Origin of the sequence: Rhizobium sp. BK098 (assembly GCF_014193155.1) — a bacterium.
Lineage (GTDB): Bacteria > Pseudomonadota > Alphaproteobacteria > Rhizobiales > Rhizobiaceae > Rhizobium.
Map to the genome: position 1 here is coordinate 33584 of NZ_JACHYY010000016.1, position 16348 is coordinate 49931.

At 58.1% G+C, this 16348-nt stretch carries 14 protein-coding genes and 1 pseudogene; 8 read left to right on the plus strand and 7 right to left on the minus strand.

Annotated features, from left to right (window positions below):
* Positions 1-125 precede the first annotated feature (125 nt).
* From FHT73_RS26955 to FHT73_RS26965, 3 genes are all read left to right on the plus strand, one after another.
* Positions 126-1028 (plus strand): LysR family transcriptional regulator, encoded by a 903-nt coding sequence (locus tag FHT73_RS26955; protein ID WP_112606112.1) that lies wholly within the window; start codon positions 126-128, stop codon positions 1026-1028.
* A 67-nt stretch (positions 1029-1095) separates the two neighbouring features.
* A complete protein-coding gene (locus FHT73_RS26960; RefSeq protein WP_162708031.1) occupies positions 1096-1362 on the plus strand; it encodes a type II toxin-antitoxin system prevent-host-death family antitoxin in 267 nt (88 codons plus the stop codon).
* On the plus strand, positions 1359-1802 hold the full coding sequence (locus tag FHT73_RS26965) for a type II toxin-antitoxin system VapC family toxin (protein WP_112606115.1): 444 nt from the start codon (positions 1359-1361) through the stop codon (positions 1800-1802). The genes FHT73_RS26960 and FHT73_RS26965 overlap by 4 nt, the downstream gene beginning before the upstream one ends.
* 46 nt (positions 1803-1848) lie before the next feature.
* Here FHT73_RS26965 and FHT73_RS26970 read toward each other — a convergent pair.
* From FHT73_RS26970 to FHT73_RS26990, 5 genes and pseudogenes are all read right to left on the minus strand, one after another.
* Positions 1849-2616 (minus strand): annotated as a pseudogene (locus tag FHT73_RS26970) (SDR family oxidoreductase).
* 157 nt (positions 2617-2773) lie between these two features.
* Positions 2774-3535 carry an ABC transporter ATP-binding protein gene (locus tag FHT73_RS26975; protein ID WP_112606121.1) on the minus strand — a complete coding sequence of 254 codons (762 nt, stop codon included), beginning with the start codon at positions 3533-3535 and terminating at the stop codon, positions 2774-2776.
* The gene (locus FHT73_RS26980) at positions 3532-4581 is read right to left on the minus strand and encodes an iron ABC transporter permease (protein ID WP_348648169.1); all 1050 of its coding nucleotides are present in this window, start codon (positions 4579-4581) and stop codon (positions 3532-3534) included. The genes FHT73_RS26975 and FHT73_RS26980 overlap by 4 nt, the downstream gene beginning before the upstream one ends.
* 5 nt (positions 4582-4586) lie before the next feature.
* Entirely contained in the window at positions 4587-5615 is a 1029-nt protein-coding gene (locus FHT73_RS26985) for an ABC transporter substrate-binding protein (RefSeq protein ID WP_112606197.1), read from the minus strand.
* A gap of 393 nt (positions 5616-6008) precedes the next feature.
* Positions 6009-7784, minus strand: coding sequence for a tetratricopeptide repeat protein (locus tag FHT73_RS26990; protein WP_246712249.1), 1776 nt, complete (start codon positions 7782-7784; stop codon positions 6009-6011).
* Here FHT73_RS26990 and FHT73_RS26995 point away from each other — a divergent pair.
* The 4 genes from FHT73_RS26995 to FHT73_RS27010 all read left to right on the plus strand — a co-directional run bounded on the left by FHT73_RS26995 (position 7770) and on the right by FHT73_RS27010 (position 13328).
* A complete protein-coding gene (locus FHT73_RS26995; protein WP_162708032.1) occupies positions 7770-8018 on the plus strand; it encodes a hypothetical protein in 249 nt (82 codons plus the stop codon). The two genes, FHT73_RS26990 and FHT73_RS26995, sit on opposite strands and share 15 nt — an antisense overlap.
* A gap of 127 nt (positions 8019-8145) precedes the next feature.
* Positions 8146-8619, plus strand: a complete 474-nt coding sequence (locus FHT73_RS27000) for a VOC family protein (protein WP_183716080.1) — start codon at positions 8146-8148, stop codon at positions 8617-8619.
* A gap of 503 nt (positions 8620-9122) precedes the next feature.
* Positions 9123-10244, plus strand: a complete 1122-nt coding sequence (locus FHT73_RS27005; RefSeq protein ID WP_246712250.1) for an efflux RND transporter periplasmic adaptor subunit — start codon at positions 9123-9125, stop codon at positions 10242-10244.
* Between the two features lie 9 nt (positions 10245-10253).
* Positions 10254-13328 carry an efflux RND transporter permease subunit gene (locus FHT73_RS27010; RefSeq protein ID WP_183716082.1) on the plus strand — a complete coding sequence of 1025 codons (3075 nt, stop codon included), beginning with the start codon at positions 10254-10256 and terminating at the stop codon, positions 13326-13328.
* Positions 13329-13650: 322 nt separating this feature from the next.
* Here the strand turns inward: FHT73_RS27010 and FHT73_RS27015 are convergent, their stop codons facing one another.
* A complete protein-coding gene (locus FHT73_RS27015) occupies positions 13651-14235 on the minus strand; it encodes a protein-tyrosine-phosphatase (RefSeq protein WP_183716084.1) in 585 nt (194 codons plus the stop codon).
* Positions 14236-14456: 221 nt separating this feature from the next.
* Here FHT73_RS27015 and FHT73_RS27020 point away from each other — a divergent pair, with 221 nt between their 5' ends.
* Positions 14457-15755 (plus strand): divalent metal cation transporter, encoded by a 1299-nt coding sequence (locus FHT73_RS27020; protein WP_246712251.1) that lies wholly within the window; start codon positions 14457-14459, stop codon positions 15753-15755.
* 122 nt (positions 15756-15877) lie between these two features.
* On the opposite strand, the gene FHT73_RS27025 is transcribed toward FHT73_RS27020, so the two are convergent.
* On the minus strand, positions 15878-16081 hold the full coding sequence (locus FHT73_RS27025; protein WP_015343887.1) for a cold-shock protein: 204 nt from the start codon (positions 16079-16081) through the stop codon (positions 15878-15880).
* Between the last annotated feature and the right edge of the window lie 267 nt (positions 16082-16348).

A 16348-nucleotide genomic window follows, 5' to 3' on the forward strand; every position in this document is an offset into this window, starting at 1 on the left:
CAGTACGCTACCCCTTTTGTTCGGGGTCATTTTTGATGCCATGAAGATGCGTCCGAACGATCCTTCTGATAATCTCCTCAAATCGGGAAGGATCATCAAGTCACAGTGGATAATCCGAGGACAATATGGATCGGTTGACCAGCCTCGCAGTCTTTGGCCGGGTGGTGGAATGTGGTGGTTTTTCCGCCGCCGCCCGCCGCCTCAACATGTCGGTCACCATGGTAGGCAACCATGTGCAGTCATTGGAAGATCACCTCGGTGTGCGGCTTCTGAACCGCACGACGCGCCGGGTCAGCCTGACGGAAACCGGCAAATATTATTATGAGCGATCCTCGCAGATCATTGCCGATCTCGAGGAGGCCGACCGGACGGCGGGCGCGCTTAGCACCATGCCGCGCGGCACGCTGAAGCTCTATACCAGCGGCGCCATCGTCCGGTTCCTGCTCCCCGTCGTCAATGAGTTCATGACGCTATATCCGGCGATCTCGCTCGATTTCAACGTCGGCGAACGGTCGATCGACATGATTGAGGAGGGCTACGATCTGATGATCCGAACCTTGCCGGCGCCGGACTCGACGCTCGTCGCGCGCAAGCTCGCGCCCTGGCGCCATATGCTCGTCTGCTCGCCCGAATATCGTGAAACGCATCCCATGCCGAAAGTGCCGGCCGACCTCGCGGAGCATAATTGCCTGCAATATACCTATTATCCCTACGGCGACGAATGGCGTTTCGACGATGCTGACGGGAAGCAAGTGAGGGTCAAGATCTCAGGCAATGTCGTCTCGAACAATGCCGAGACGCTGCGCTTTCTTTTGGCAAGCGGACAGGGCATTTTTCTGGCCCCGAGCTTCATCGTCTTCGAAGAGGTCGCCGCCGGCCGTCTCGTGCGTGTCATGCCCGACTACCGCGCCGTGGAATTCACCATCAGCGCGATCTATCCCAACCGCAGTCATCTGCCGACGAAAGTGCGTTTGTTCATCGACCTTTTGGCAGAGCGTTTCGTTGAGCACCGCAAGTGGATGACCTGAACGCGCCTTGATTTTGCACGAACGCGTTTCTAAAAGAGGTCATAAGTGACCCTTTTAGGAGCCTGCCATGACAATGATCAGCTTAAAGGATGCCAAGGCGTCGTTTTCCCATATCATCGATCAGGCTGCGGCCGGTGAGTTTGTAACAATTACCCGTCATGGGCGTGCCGCAGCCGTCGTTGTCAGCGTGAAGGCAGCCGAAGAGGCAAAAAAAGCGATCCGGAAGGGCCGACCGAGCCTGGTTCAATACCTGAAGACCTTTCCGGCTGATTTCGATCCCACCGAGGATGTTTTCTCCAGAAATCCCGCTCCATCTCGCGAGGTCGATTTGTGAGCTTTCTTCTCGACACCAACGCCATCTCCATGTTCGCTCCGTCCAAAGCCAGCGCATCGAATACTTTTGCCGAATGGGTGGATGAACAGGATCGGCAGGATGCAGTCTACCTTTCAGTCCTGACGATCCACGAGATCGAAAAGGGGGTGCGGTTGTTGGAAGCAAAAGGCGCCAAAGCAAAGGCTGCGGGAATTCATACCTGGCTGCAAGGATTGATTGCCGGCTATGGTGATCACATCCTGCCCGTCGACAAGGACATCGCTCTTGAATCCGGGAGGCTCGAGGCGAAAGCAGTCATCGCGGGACATACTCCTCGCACGGCGGATGCGATCATCGCGGGAACGGCAAGCACTCACAAGCTGACCGTGATCACCGCCAATCTCAAACACTTCCTGCCCTTCGGCGTAGCCGTCAAGTCACCGGATCAGGTGGGGCGCTGACGCCGTCTCGACAGAATGTTTGGTGGCTTTACCACTGCGTCGGTGATCAGATGGCGGTAAAGCCGTTGTCGACGAAGAGATGGATGCCGTTGACGAAGTTGGACTCGTCGGAGGCAAGATAGAGGGCGGCCCGCGCTACATCCTCGGGTTCGCCGATCCGCCCTTGCTAGGCCGCGATTGCCGCATCCGAGACATCGACGCCAAGGGCCTGCAACTCCGCCACTTCGCGCAGCCCATGCGGCGTGCGGATGAAGCCGGGGCATACGGCATTGCAGCGGATATTGCGATCGCGGAACTCGACTGCGATGGCGCGGGCAAACATGTGCACCGCTCCCTTCGTCGTGTCATAGAGAACTTCCATCGGGGTTGCGGCAACAGCCGAGATCGACGAGGTGCAGACGATGGAACCGCCGCCGGCTGCGATCATGCCCGGCAGTACGGCCTTGGTCATCAGGAACATCGAGCGGACGTTGACGCCATGAAGCCATTCCCATTCCTCAAGCGTCGTTTCGAGGAACGGCTTGATGACGATGGTGCCGGCATGATTGAAGAGCACCGTTACCGCACCAAAGCGGTCTTCGATGCTTTTGACCGCCGCATTGACGGCCGCCTCATTCGAAACATCGGCAACCCAGTGGTCGGCAACGCCGCCGGCGTCTCGGATTTCGCGCACGGTCGCAGCCGCTGCGTCGCCGTTTCTGTCGATGATCGCCACCTTGGCGCCTTCCGCCGCAAACAGGCGCGACGCTGCGCCGCCCATGCCGGTGGCGCCGCCCGAAATGATGGCAATCTTGCCCTTGAGCCTATCCGTCACGCATTTCCCCCATCCGCCGCACGCGCAAAATCGATGCCGATGCGACCCTTTGCCGATGCCAATCAAAACTCTCGGAGATGCCGAGTGTCATTGCGAAAGATGCGCTCGGTTGCAGTTCGAGGCAAGGATGATCAGGGGACAGATTCCGAATTTCCCCTCAGCGCAGATAGTGAATGTGCGGCCGGGCGTGGTGAGGAGAGGTCTCGATCCTTGCCTCAACGGCAAAGACATTTCTCAGCAAATCTTCCGTCAGCACGTCTTCCGGGGCTCCGGAGGCCACGACCCCGCCTTGCTGCATGATGATCAGCTGATCACAGAACATCGCGGCATGGTTGAGATCGTGGAGAGCGATGATGCTGGTTACGGGCAGGCCGGCAACCAAGCGCATCAGACCGATTTGATGCTGGATGTCGAGATGGTTGGTCGGCTCATCGAGGATCAGTTCCTTCGGCGACTGTGCCAAAGCCCGCGCAATGTGAGTGCGCTGCTTTTCGCCGCCCGACAGGCTCTGCCATCGGTCCTCGCGTTTCTCCTTCATGCCGGCGCGCTCGAGAGCGTCTTCCACGGCCTCGTCATCTGCCGATGTCCAGCCTGAGAACATCGAGCGATGCGGAAACCGGCCGAGCTTTACGACATCGATGACCCTGAGATTGGCATTGGTTGCGCTGTGCTGCTCGACGAAGGCGACACGCCTTGCGATGGAGCGGCGGGACATCTGCTGCAGATCCTTCTCTTGCAGGGTGATGCGGCCGGAGTTCGGCCGTTTCAGCCCCGCAAGCAGACGCAGAAGCGAGGTCTTGCCGGAGCCATTCGGCCCGAGGAGACCAAGCATCTTGCCTGCAGGCGCCTCGAAAGAGACGCCGTTGAGAACGGTCTTCGCGCCGATTTTCCAGGTGATATTGTCGGCCTTTATGCTCATGATGCCCGCTGGAGCCGGTAGAGAATGACGGAGAAGAAGGGAACGCCGACCAGCGCCGTGACCACGCCGATCGGCAGAACCTGCTGCGGAATAAGGATGCGGGAGGCAATATCGGCGAGAACCATGAAGATGGCGCCGGTAATTGCACAGGCAGGCAGCAACCGGATGTGAAGCGGTCCGACGACGAAGCGCGCCGCATGCGGGACGACCAGACCGACGAAGCCGATCGTGCCGACCATGCTGACGATGGTTGCCGTGATGACCGCGGTCAGCGCAAACAGAATGATACGGGTGCGGCCGACATTTACGCCGAGCGAGGCGGCCGCCTCGTCGCCAAAAGCGAAAGCGTCAAGCAGACGCGAATAGAACAGGCAGACGATCAGACCCAATCCGACGACAATCGACACCAGTGCAAATTCCGGCCAGCGCACACCACTGAAGCTTCCAAGCAGCCAGAACATAACGTCGCGCGCCTGCTGGGCATTGCCGGAGGTGGTGACGACGTAGGATGTCGCTGCATTGAATAGCTGCGACGTGGCAACTCCCGCCAAAATCGTTCTGTCCGGGCCACCGCGTGCTCCGTTCGAAAGCACGGCGACGAGGATAAAGGCCGCAAAAGCACCGGCGAAGGCACCGGCGGAGAGCGAAACGGCGCCAGCTCCGATCCCGAGAATAACGACAGCAACCGCGCCGGTGGAGGCGCCAGCGGAGATGCCGAGCACGTAAGGCTCGGCCAAGGGATTGCGCAGCATGGACTGCATGATCGCGCCGCAAAGCGCGAGACCCGCGCCGCAGAATACGGCAACCAAAGCGCGGCTCAGCCGATATTCCCAGATGACGGTTTCATGGATGCGGTTGAGCTCGACCGAGGTCCAGCCAAACTTGTTCGTGATGGCGAAATAGGTGGTGGAAAGCGGGATGGGCATATCGCCGATCCCCACACTGATGCCGACCACCAGCGCGATCGCTGCAAGGCACGCCAGAAAAAGTCCGGCAGGGGCGGCGACCCGCGGCAAAAGGCGACCGGACTTACTGGTTTCCGCCACGATGCTCACCTGAGGCCGAGTACCTTCAACTGCTCAGCCACCTGTTCGGCGCCGAAGATTGTCTGCACGCTCGGATTCATCGCCTGTGCGGGCATGATCACCATGGCCTTGTTCTTCACCGCCGTCATCTGGCTGGTCGCCGGATCGGTCGTCAGGAACTTGATCTTTGCCTGGACTTTGTCGAGTTCCCAGCGATTGCGGTCGACCTGCGTGACCACGATGACGTCGGGATTGCTAGCGATGATGCTTTCCCAACCGAGCTGCGGCGATTCCGCATCGGTTTTGATGGCGTTGGTTCCGCCGAGAACGTCGGCGATATAGCCCGACGGGCTGTTTTTTCCGCCGACATAGGCATCTGCAGATGGGGATGGGCTGGAGAACCAGAAGACATAGGAGAGCTTCTTGCCATCCTTCGGCGCATTGACGCGCAGTGCCTCTTCCCGCTTTTTCAGATCCGTGATCAGAGCCTGGCCCTTGTCGCGGACGTCGAAAATCTGCGAGAGCTCGTCGATTTCCTGGTAGAGCGTGCTCATGTTCCAGATCTGGCTACGGGCGGCATAGCCGTATTTGTCCTGAGAGGCTCCCTGGGCTGGGCACATACTGGGGGAAACATAGGTCGGAATATTGAGCTTTTCGAAGTCCTCGCGCTTTGCCACTTTGCTGCTTGGTCCCATAAGGGTCGGCAGGGCGGCTGTAACGAAATCAGGATTTTCCGAGAGGATCGATTCAAAGGTCGGGAACTCGACCGTCAGCAGCTTGACCTTGGAATTGGCTTCCGCAAGCTGCGGCAGAACCTTGTTGGGCCAGAAAGCGGTGCCGACCATTTTGTTTTCGAGGCCGAGCAGGAGAAGAATTTCGGCGCTATTCTGGCCGAGCCCGATCGCGCGCTCCGGAGCCTTTTGAAACGTGACCTTGACGCCGCAATTATCGATGGTCAACGGATAGCTGGTCGAAGCGGCAAAGGCTGTTGACGCGGCAAAGCCAAGGGTCGCACAAAGAGCTGAAACGGCCAAAACTGATTTCAATATGGTCACGAAAATATCCTGATGACTGTTGTCGACGAGATCGAACGAAGGCGCGTGCGCGATATAGCCGTGTAACCGGGTCAAAACAAGAGAAAAAAAGTCATATTATTTATACGACGCCGTTTGTAAACTTTGCCGGCATGCATTCTCGAGAGAAGACGTAATTCTCATCGGTCTCGCCGGCTGGATTTCGAGGCTACAACAGGAAACCAGTCGCTGCCCAGCCGAAATGGTATTGATGAGGGTGGCTTTCGCAGCTTCAGCCGTTCAACGATTTTTGGCCGGAAGCGCTGCGTTGTTGTTCGCTCTTGCTCTGTGAGGTCAAAGGGCGCGCTATGGCCAGCCAGGTGCATGCGCGCTAGCAAGAATAACTCAGGACCACCGAAAGAAGAAAAGACGCGACTATTCCTGCTTTTCTAGCCTTTTCAGGGATTCTTGAGCAGTTGCGAGTCCCTGGTCGGACGCCTTACGGAACCATTTGATTGCCTCGTCCCGATCCCGCGCAACTCCATGGCCCATTGCATACATGTTGCCGAGATTGCCTTGGGCCACATCCAGGCCCTTGTCGGCGGCTTTTTTATACCAGGCGATCGCTCGACCGTAATCCTGGGGAACGCCCAGACCTTGGTCGTATAAGAGACCGAGGGCGTACTGGGCCATGGCAAAGTCCTGATCGGCGGCACGGCGATACCAAATCAACGCTTGCGCATAGTCTTGGGGAACGCCTTGGCCGCTTTCGTAGCTGTATCCCAGATTATACTGAGCAACAGCGAGCCCCTGCTCAGCCGCTTTACGGCCCCAAATCACAGCTTGCGCATAATCTTGCGGAACGCCTTGGCCGACGGCATAGAGATCACTAAGGCTGCTTTGCGCTTCCGCCCAACCTTGCTCCGCTGCCTTTCGGATATAGGTGACAGCGAGGGCGGAATCTCGATCGACACCTAAACCGAACTGATAAAGCCCGGCGAGCTTATATTGCGCGACCGCCGCCCCTTGATCGGCGAGCGGCTTCCAGTAGCTCAGCGCGGCGGCGTAGTTGCCGCTATCATAGGCGGCCTGTCCTTCCTCGATCGCCGATCTGTCGAAAAGCTGCGACTTGGCTGTCGCGGAATTGGTATCGGGCTCTGGCTGCAGAGCAACAGCGGATGGCAACATGGCCTGGCTGTTCCAGTTCGACAGCTCGGGCAGACTTGCCGGCAGGTCCTCGCGCCAGACATGGCTCATTGCGGTAGTCTTTATGCCGCCGCTTTCCGCAGCAACTGTTTCCAGCGCTTCAAGTGTCGAGCCGTCGCGCAGGGACACGATGAATGCCATCGTCACGTTTTTGCTGACAATTCTGGCGGCAGCCAATTGCTCGCCAGTAAGCTGCTTGGCCTTTTCACCAAAGCTTGCGATCACTCCCTCGACGGCTGATGCCTGCGATTGTTGGAACGCCACTTTGTCATAGGCTTTTTTGAGGCTGAAAGTGGCTGTTTGATTGGCCAAATCCGCGGCTTCGAGCTTCCATTCTATGGTGGCAGGAACAGGCATGCCCCGCGAATATTCCATCGTCGCCACCGTTCCCGTTTGGCCGACATCGTATGTCGCGGCGTCCTCCTGCTGTATGGTGGCGAGCAGCTCCGCTTCCGGTGCGAGATTATGAATAACCAGCAGCGGATTGCTTTTTATACCGTCAATAATATTTGTGAGGCTGCTTTGCGGTGCGACGACAAGGCCGTCTGGTCCAACTGCGGCCGCATTCTGTATGTTACGGAGGATCGCGTCGAATCCGACTAGTCTATTTGGAAAGCCGTTCAACCCCGCTTCATATTCCAGTTGACGGATACCATAGACCGACAATGAATTTCCGTAGAGGGCGTTCATTGCGTAGGAATCGGCGGCGCCTTCGGCACCTTGCGGCAGATCCGCGCTGAGGGACCAGCGAACCTGCATACTATTTGCATTTCGCGAGACGACCGTCATACGCTGACGGAAATCTCCACGTATGATCGCGGCCGGCTTATTGAACCATAAGGACATGTCGGTGGAGGTGGTCTTGCGAGAGCGATAGACGTATTCGACGCCCGTTTTGGGAGCGTATCCTGGAATCGTCACGCTATCGGCAGCGCGAGCAGTCTCCATGCAAATCAAAAGGCATGGTGAGAGGAGAAAAAGCAGGCTCTTTTGCAAGCTGTCCATTTTTTATTGTTCCCACTCTTCAACCATATTGGCGCGAACCGAAATATCCAAAAAGTAGTTGCGGCCAGAATGCCGGAACAACCGCTTTTCGATTTCCTGCGCGTTTCCGACCCGGAGATCGATCATGAATTGATCAACGGCGACGGCCCCGTTCCCCATCATTTACTCAAGGTTGCGGCATCTGCCAATATGGCGTCATTACAACCGCGCCGCACGCAAATTATTTCAGTCTGAGAAGGGTGCCGAGGTTACGACAGGAAAACGGTCATTGCCCAGCCGAAATGGCATCGATGAGGGTGGCGCAATCCGATCTCGCGCCTATTTCAACAATCGGGAAATGGAGAGCAGGAGGATGAGAACAATGGCAAAGAACACGATTTGCCTGTGGTACGACAAGGACGCAGAGGCCGCCGCCAATTTTTATGTCGAGACTTTTCCAGATAGCGCCATGGGTGCCGTCATTCGCGCGCCGGGAAACTATCCGGAGGGCAAGCAAGGCGATGTGCTGGTCGTCGAGTTCACGGTTGCGGGTGTTTCCTGCGTCGGCTTGAATGGAGGTCCGATGTTCAAACACAACGAAGCCTTTTCATTTCAGATCTACACCGAAGATCAGGAAGAGACGGATCGTTATTGGAATGCCATTGTCGACAATGGCGGCCAGGAAAGCGAATGCGGCTGGTGCAAGGACAGATGGGGTGTCTCCTGGCAGATCACGCCGCGTGTTCTGATGGAAGCGCTGCGCGAGGGCGGCGATCAGGCAAAGCGGGCTTTCGACGCGATGATGACCATGAGGAAGATCGATGTGGCCGCGATCGAAGCGGCACGCCGAGGCTGACGTGCGAAGCCCTTCCTCAATACTTGGATCGTCGATGCCGCGGCAGTTTGTGAAGTCGGCGGCGTCGACGTCATGATTGCTTTTATTCAAGACTCCATTAAATATGGTTTCAGGAATATGCAGCCGGCTGTTGTAGATCGGATATCGGCAACCTATCCTTGATCGAGTGAAGCGGCGGCCGTTGGCGTTTGACTGGTGAGGTTTGCAGAGGATGGCCGCACGAAACGCCGCCAGCTGGAATCATTGTAAGGTCAGTGTCGTCTTCAGCGGGCGAAATCCGCGTGACAGGCGCAGCAGCCAAGGAACTTGGCTGATCGAACCTGTCAGCCTTGATAAAGGCTACTTTCCATACAGAGATTGGCCGCGGGCTACCATATGCTTGCGATTGTCTCGGCGCCGGCGGGTTTTTGACAGAATTGCCGTGAAATCCCGTTGCGCCGACACCAATAGAATTTCTCCCGACCTGTTTCCGAAGAGTAGAGCTGACACTCATGATAAAACGCATGATCATCATGCTGATCGTCATAGGCCTGATCCTTGGCGGGATCTTCGGCTTCCAGGCATTCAAGAATCGCATGATTGCGGCCTACCTGGCTAATCTCAAGGCGCCACCGCAGACCGTCTCGACAATCACCGCGGCAGCGAGCCCATGGCAGACGACGCTGCAATCGATCGGCAGCTTCAATGCCGTCGAAGGCGCCAATCTTTCGGCGCAGGTCCAGGGCATCGTCCAGAAGATCGGCTTCGAAGACGGCCAGGACGTCAAGAAGGGCGATCTCATCGTGCAGCTGCTTGCCGATCAGCAGATCGCGACGCTTGAACAATACAAGGCGACGATGGCCAATGCGCAGATCGCCTATGATCGCGATTCCAAGCTGATCAAGGCGAATACCATCGCGCAAAGCCAGGTCGACAGTGATCTGGCGACATGGAAGGCGGCGCAGGCGCAGGTCGCGTCACAGCAGGCGTTGATCGATCAATATTCGATCCGCGCTCCCTTCGATGGCCATCTCGGCATCAGGCTGGTCAGCCTCGGTCAGTATCTCTCGGCTGGGACCGCAGTCGTCACCCTGCAGTCGCTCGATCCGATCCAGTTCGATTTTTCCATGCCGCAGCAGGCTCTGTCACAGCTGAAGGTCGGCCAAGCGGTAACGGCGACGGTCGATGCCTATGGGAACCAGACTTTCGACGGCAAGATCACGGCGATCAGCCCGCTCGTCGATACGCAGAGCCGCAACATCACCATCCGGGCAACCTTCCCCAATGCCGATCGCAAGCTGCTGCCGGGCATGTTCGGCAACATAACGGTGGTGGTCGGGGAGCCGAAGGAATACATCTCCCTGCCGCAGACCGCCGTCACCATCAATCCTTATGGCAACGTTGTCTACGTGGTGACCGACAAGGGCAACGGGGCGGATGGAAAGCCGCAGCTTGTCGCCAATCAGAAGTTCGTCAGCACCGGGCAGGCGCGGGGTGATCAGATCTCCGTGACCAAGGGCTTGAATGCGGGCGAAGTGGTGGTCACGTCAGGCCAGCTGAAACTCAACAACGGCTCGCCCGTCATCATCAACAACGAAGTCCAGCCGTCGAACGATCCCAATGCGAACCCGGCGAACCCCAACTGAGGTGTAGCGATGAATATCACCGATATCTTCATCAAGCGCCCCGTTCTCGCCCTCGTGGTCAGCGCGTTGATTATCGTGATCGGCTACCAGTCGTTCCGTTCGCTCACCGTGCGCCAGTATCCGCAGACCCAGAACGCTGTCGTTACGGTGACGACCACCTATCCCGGCGCGGCGCCCGACGTCATTGCCGGCTTCATCACGACGCCGCTCGAAAACGCCATCGCGCAGGCCAACGGCATCGATTATATGACCTCGACGAGCACCAGCGGCACGTCGACCATCACCGTCAACTTGCGGCTCAACTACAGCGCCGATGCGGCGATGACCGAAATCAACGCCAAGGTATCTTCCGTTCTCAATCAACTGCCCACGGGGACGCAGCAGCCGATCATGACGGTTTCCATCGGCCAGTCGATCGACGCCATGTATATCGGCTTCCGAAGCGACGTTCTGGCCAGCAACCAGATCACCGACTATCTGACGCGCGTCGTCCAGCCGAAATTGCAGGCGGTCAACGGCGTTCAGACGGCCGAGATCCTCGGCGCGCGAACCTTTGCCTTGAGAGCCTGGCTGCAGCCGGACAAGCTTGCCGCCTATGGCCTGTCGGCCGGCGATGTCTGGACCGCGCTTAGCGCCAACAATTATATCTCCGGCATCGGCACCACGCGCGGCCAGATGACGCAGACGGTGCTGACGGCTAGGACCGACCTGCATTCGACGGATGAATTCAGGGAAATGGTGGTCAAGCAGATCGGCAGTACGATCGTGCGGCTGAAGGATGTCGCGACCGTTGCGCTCGGATCTCAAAATCCCGACGTCCAGATCGGCTTCGATGGGCAGGACGGCGTGTTCATGGGCATCCAGATCGCCCCGACCGCCAACCTGCTCGACGTGATCGCCGGCGTGCGTGCGGTGTTTCCGGGTATTGAGCAGCAATTGCCGCAGGGGCTCGAAGGCTACATCGTCTATGATTCCAGCACCTTCGTCACGACCTCCATCGATGAGGTCGTAAAGAGCCTGGTCGAGGCTCTCGTGATCGTCATTTTCGTGGTCTTCGCCTTCCTCGGCTCACCTCGATCGGTCGCCATTCCCGTCGTCGCCATTCCCCTGTCGCTGGTCGGCACGTTCGCGATGATGTTGATCTTCGGCTTCTCGATCAATCTTCTGACGCTGCTCGCCCTGGTTCTGGCGATCGGCCTCGTCGTCGATGATGCCATCATCGTGGTGGAGAACGTCAATCGTCACATAGAAGAGGGATCGACACCCATGAGGGCGGCGCTGGATGCGGCGCACGAACTGGTCGGGCCGATCCTGGCCATGACGGTGGTGCTGATCGCGGTCTACGTGCCGATCGGTTTCCAGGGAGGGCTCACGGGCGCACTGTTTACGGAATTCGCTTTCACCCTGGTCGGCGCCGTGACCGTGTCCATGATCATTGCGCTCACGCTGACGCCAATGATGTGCTCGCGCATCCTCAAGCCGCACCTGACCGATCGCAGCGGCTGGGAAGAGCGTATTTCCGACTTCATCGACCGCCGCTTTTCGGAAATCCATCGACCCTATGTGCGCATGCTGCACGGCAGCTTGAACACCGTGCCGGTGACATTGTTGTTCGCCGCCATCGTTCTGGGCAGCATCTATTTCCTCTATTCCAGTGCCAAGAACGAACTGGCCCCTAACGAGGATCAGGGCTTCCTCGGCGCGCAGGTAACCAACGCTCCCAACGCGACGCTTCAACAGAAATTGCTCAATTCCGACCAGGTCACCAAGATCTTCAAGAGCTTCCCGGAGACCGACAAGACCCTGCAGGTCGAGGCGCCAGGTACTTCATTCGAGGGTATGGTGCTGAAGCCATGGGATCAACGCACGAGAACGGCGGATCAGCTGCAGCCACTGGTACAGGGCGACATGGCAAAAATTGCCGGCGGCCAGGCGGTGGTCTTCCAGATACCGCCGCTGCCTGGCGCCAGCGGTCTGCCCGTGCAATTCGCCATCGGTAGCACCAGCGGTTTCGAACAGCTCAACGAGGTCTCCACTGCCTTCCTGCAGGAAGCGCAGAAATCCGGCGAGTTCATCTTCCTAACGAAGGATCTCTACGTCGATAATCCGCAATATTCGATCCAGATCGACCGCAGCAAGGCCTCGGCCCTCGGCCTGTCCATGAACAATGTCGGCTCGGCGCTCGCTTCCATGCTGGGCGGCGGCTATGTCAACTATTTCAGTATCGACAACCGTTCCTATCAGGTCATTCCGCAGGTCGAGCAACGGTCACGGCAGACCATCGATCAGATCATGAACTATCCGATCGCAAATGTGAACGGCAACAAGATCCCGCTTTCGGCGATCGCGACCGCGAAACTTCAGGCCACACCGCGCTCGGTTGCGCACTTCCAGCAATTGAACTCGGCCACGATCTCCGGCGTGCCGGCGCCCGGTGTTGCCGTCGGCGATGCGCTCAATACGCTGAAGTCGATTGCGGCGCGGACATTGCCGCAAGGCTACTCGGTCGACTACGGCGGGCAGTCGCGCCAATATGTGCAAGAATCGAGCGGCATGGCGACGACGTTCGCGCTCGCCCTGATCATCGTGTTCCTGGCGCTTTCGGCGCAGTTCAACAGCTTCCGAGACCCGTTCATCATCCTCGTGTCCGTGCCGATGTCGATCGCAGGCGCGCTCGCCTTCATAAGCCTCGGCATCGGCGGCGCCTCGATGAACATCTATACGCAGGTCGGTTTGGTGACGCTGATGGGGCTGATCAGCAAGCACGGCATTCTGATCGTCGAGGTGGCAAACACGTTGCAGGCCGAAGGAAAAACCAAGCGCGAAGCCATCGAAGGCGCTTGCGCCATCCGCTTGCGGCCGATCCTGATGACGACAGGCGCCATGGTTCTCGGTGTCGCGCCGCTGATCCTGGCGACCGGAGCAGGCGCTGTCGCCCGCTTCAACATGGGCCTTGTGATTGCCACCGGTCTTGCCATCGGAACGCTGTTCACGCTCTTCGTCGTGCCTGCGGTCTATATGCTGCTCGCGGCTGACCATCATAAGAAGGATGCGCCCGAGGCAGAGCCGGCTCCTGCACATTGAGCGTGCCGGCCGCCGAGACGGCCGTTGCAATGATCCGGCCAATCCCGCCTGGTCAAGCGGCTCCAGTTGTCAAAGGTTTCGAGCTTAGAGCATTTCCGCTTTTCTTCGAATCGCGAAAACGCTCTATCTCCTTGTTTTTACGCAGTTCCGGACGCAAAGCCGCTTCGCACTTTTGCTGGAACTGCTCTAGGCCTACGACAAATCGGTCGCGGCATAGATTGTCACCAAAGTGATATTGATTCCCGTTAGGGAACCGTCACGGCTAAGGAGGAAAGGCGCTGCGTCGTGCAGACCGGCCCTCTTCAGGCCGGAGGCACACTCTTTACGCCGGGATTGCCATATCGAGTTCCGCCTGGCGTCCGAGGCGGGTCATCCATTCGACAAAGTCGGGCCTTCCCTTGATCTGCCGGCCATAGTGGCGGGCAAGTGCCGCCTTCAAGTCGCCGTTCCTGCCGAGTTGCTCGTCGGCGAAGCCGATCATTTGAGAGTTCGGCCAGGCCTGCGGGCGGATGGCAATCAGGCGAGCAAAGAGGCTCTCCCCCGATTCTTCGGGGTTTGATTGCGCCATCAATGAGAGCATGGCTGCGGTCGAGCGCGATACGCCCATATGGCAATGCACCAGCAGATGGCTCGGCGCCTGAGGGTCTTGCCGAGCCTGAAACTCGGAGCCGAATTTCAGGATCGCTTCGACATGTTCCGGCTGCGGCATCACGCGACCCGGCGCTGACGCTATGATGTCGTGAAAACGCAACGTCGTGCGATGGTGCTCGGCATAGGAGTGGAAGACATCGAGCTCGGGATATTCCGGATCGAGGAGGGAAAGCACGTGGGTGACGTTTCGCACGCGCTGATCGGGCAGCTCCTCAATGCCGCAAACCGTGAGTTCGGGAGAAAGAAGCACGCTCATTGTCATATCCCTTTAATCAGCTGGCGATTCCGCCGCGCTCGATACGATAAGTGTCGTCGCTCTGAAGTGAAAGCGTTTTTACTCCTTGCCAGGCACGCCCTAAGCTTGGGTGGGTTCCATTCCGGCAATCTGCTTCTCGGGAACAAAACGCCTGCAAGTGCGGTTCACTCGCACCGGACGGCACGATGATGCGCTGTGCCGGTTTCTGCTGGGAGGCAGTCATGAGCGACTATCAGATGGATGACAAAAGTGAGGTCGTCGAGCCGTCAAAGCCGAGAATTTTTGAAATCCTGGGGCCGGGCCTGGTCACCGGCGCCTCGGACGACGACCCGAGCGGGATCGCGACCTATTCGCAGGCCGGAGCGCAATTCGGGTATATCGCGAGTTGGACTCTGCTCCTGACCTATCCGCTAATGGCTGCCGTGCAGATGATCAGCGCGCGCATCGGCCGGACTACGGGACGAGGTTTGGCGGGCAGCATGGCGAAGTGTTATCCCAGATGGGTGGGGATAAGCATAACCTTTCCGCTCCTGATCGCCAATGTCATCAATCTCGGCGCCGATCTCGGTGCGATGGGAGATGCCGCACATTTGCTGCTGAGCGGCAATTCGCTGATTTACGTCGCTGCCTTCGGCATCGTTTGCATTCTTCTGCAGGTCCTTCTCAAATACAAGCGTTACGTTGCAGTCCTGAAATGGCTGAGCCTGGCACTTTTATCCTACATCGCGACCCTGTTCGTGGTGCATATCGATTGGTCGGCTTTCACCCGCGGACTGCTGCTGCCGACCTTTAAGACCGATCCGAACTACTGGTCCATGATCGTCGCAATTTTCGGAACGACGATCAGCCCCTATCTGTTTTTCTGGCAGGCGTCCCAGGAGGCCGAAGATCTGAAGGAGAAGCCGCGGCAGGAACCGCTTGTGAAACACCCTCAGGAAGCGAAAAGGGCGGACACTCGCATCACGTTGGACACCCTCATCGGCATGGCCGCATCCAACATCGTCGCGCTCGCGATCATCACGACCACAGCAGCCACGCTTAACAAGGCCGGTGCGACAAACATCGAGAGTTCCGTCGATGCAGCGAAGGCGATTGAGCCGCTAGCCGGACAATTTGCCAAGATCATTTTTGCCACAGGGATTATCGGAACAGGCCTTCTGGCTGTTCCAGTTCTCGCAGGGTCGGCTGCATATGCTGTCGGGGAGGCGGCGCGGTGGAAGGTCGGGCTGTCGCGCGAGCCGAGCGAGGCGAAGGCTTTCTATACGACGGTGGGCTTGGCGACGGTGGTGGGCATGCTGTTGAACTTTACGCCCATCCCGCCGATGAAGGCCCTGTTCTGGAGTGCCGTCATCAACGGTGTCGTCGCGATTCCAGTTATGGTGATTCTGATGCTGATCGCCACCAATCGCGACGTCATGAAACAGTTCGTCATCCGGGGCGGGTTGAAAGCGCTTGGCTGGATCGCCTGCGCTATCATGTTCGTCGCCGTGATTGGCATGGCCGTGACCGCATTTATGTAGGAACGATCGGACGACGCAAATGGCCGTTTCGGCTGACGATGGTTCAGGCGAAACGTCGGCAGGCGCCCCATAGTGGCCGAGTGCACTACCCGAAATGTCGGGTAGTGACATATTTATAATCGTCAGAGCGGTCTGACGTTTTCCGCCTTTGTCTTGCCTGTCTTCCGGTCCTGACCGAGATCGTAGGAAACGGACTGTCCCTCCCGAAGCACGTTGCCGTATTGCAGGGCGGAGACATGAACGAAAACGTCAGGTCCTCCACTTTCCGGCGTAATGAAGCCGAAACCCTTGTCTGTATTGAAAAACTTAACCGTGCCAGTTGGCATGATATCCCCATATCTTTGCGTTTGATTGCGGCGGCAACCTAGCGGGCAACCGCTGTCAGATCAAGCATATCTGCTGCGGCTACCTAAAAATGCCTATGATCAGACCACCGAACGCGCCTCACGCTGAATTGCGCTGACGATTTCTTTGCGCCCAATTGCCCGCTTGGCCGCCTCGGCCCGCGCAGCTTATGCCCATGGGGAACCAAAGCGGAGGAGGACAGTTTGGATTGTCACCGATCGGCCGGACACTTGCCGGACAAAATGCAT

Bases quoted from the DNA above. Each gene is read 5' to 3' on its own strand.
- FHT73_RS26955 (WP_112606112.1), top strand. From the start codon at position 126: ATGGATCGGTTGACCAGCCTCGCAGTCTTTGGCCGGGTGGTGGAATGT.
- FHT73_RS26960 (WP_162708031.1), top strand. From the start codon at position 1,096: ATGACAATGATCAGCTTAAAGGATGCCAAGGCGTCGTTTTCCCATATC.
- FHT73_RS26975 (WP_112606121.1), bottom strand. From the start codon at position 3,535: ATGAGCATAAAGGCCGACAATATCACCTGGAAAATCGGCGCGAAGACC.
- FHT73_RS26990 (WP_246712249.1), bottom strand. From the start codon at position 7,784: ATGGACAGCTTGCAAAAGAGCCTGCTTTTTCTCCTCTCACCATGCCTT.
- FHT73_RS27000 (WP_183716080.1), top strand. From the start codon at position 8,146: ATGGCAAAGAACACGATTTGCCTGTGGTACGACAAGGACGCAGAGGCC.
- FHT73_RS27005 (WP_246712250.1), top strand. From the start codon at position 9,123: ATGATCATCATGCTGATCGTCATAGGCCTGATCCTTGGCGGGATCTTC.
- FHT73_RS27010 (WP_183716082.1), top strand. From the start codon at position 10,254: ATGAATATCACCGATATCTTCATCAAGCGCCCCGTTCTCGCCCTCGTG.
- FHT73_RS27015 (WP_183716084.1), bottom strand. From the start codon at position 14,235: ATGAGCGTGCTTCTTTCTCCCGAACTCACGGTTTGCGGCATTGAGGAG.
- FHT73_RS27020 (WP_246712251.1), top strand. From the start codon at position 14,457: ATGAGCGACTATCAGATGGATGACAAAAGTGAGGTCGTCGAGCCGTCA.
- FHT73_RS27025 (WP_015343887.1), bottom strand. From the start codon at position 16,081: ATGCCAACTGGCACGGTTAAGTTTTTCAATACAGACAAGGGTTTCGGC.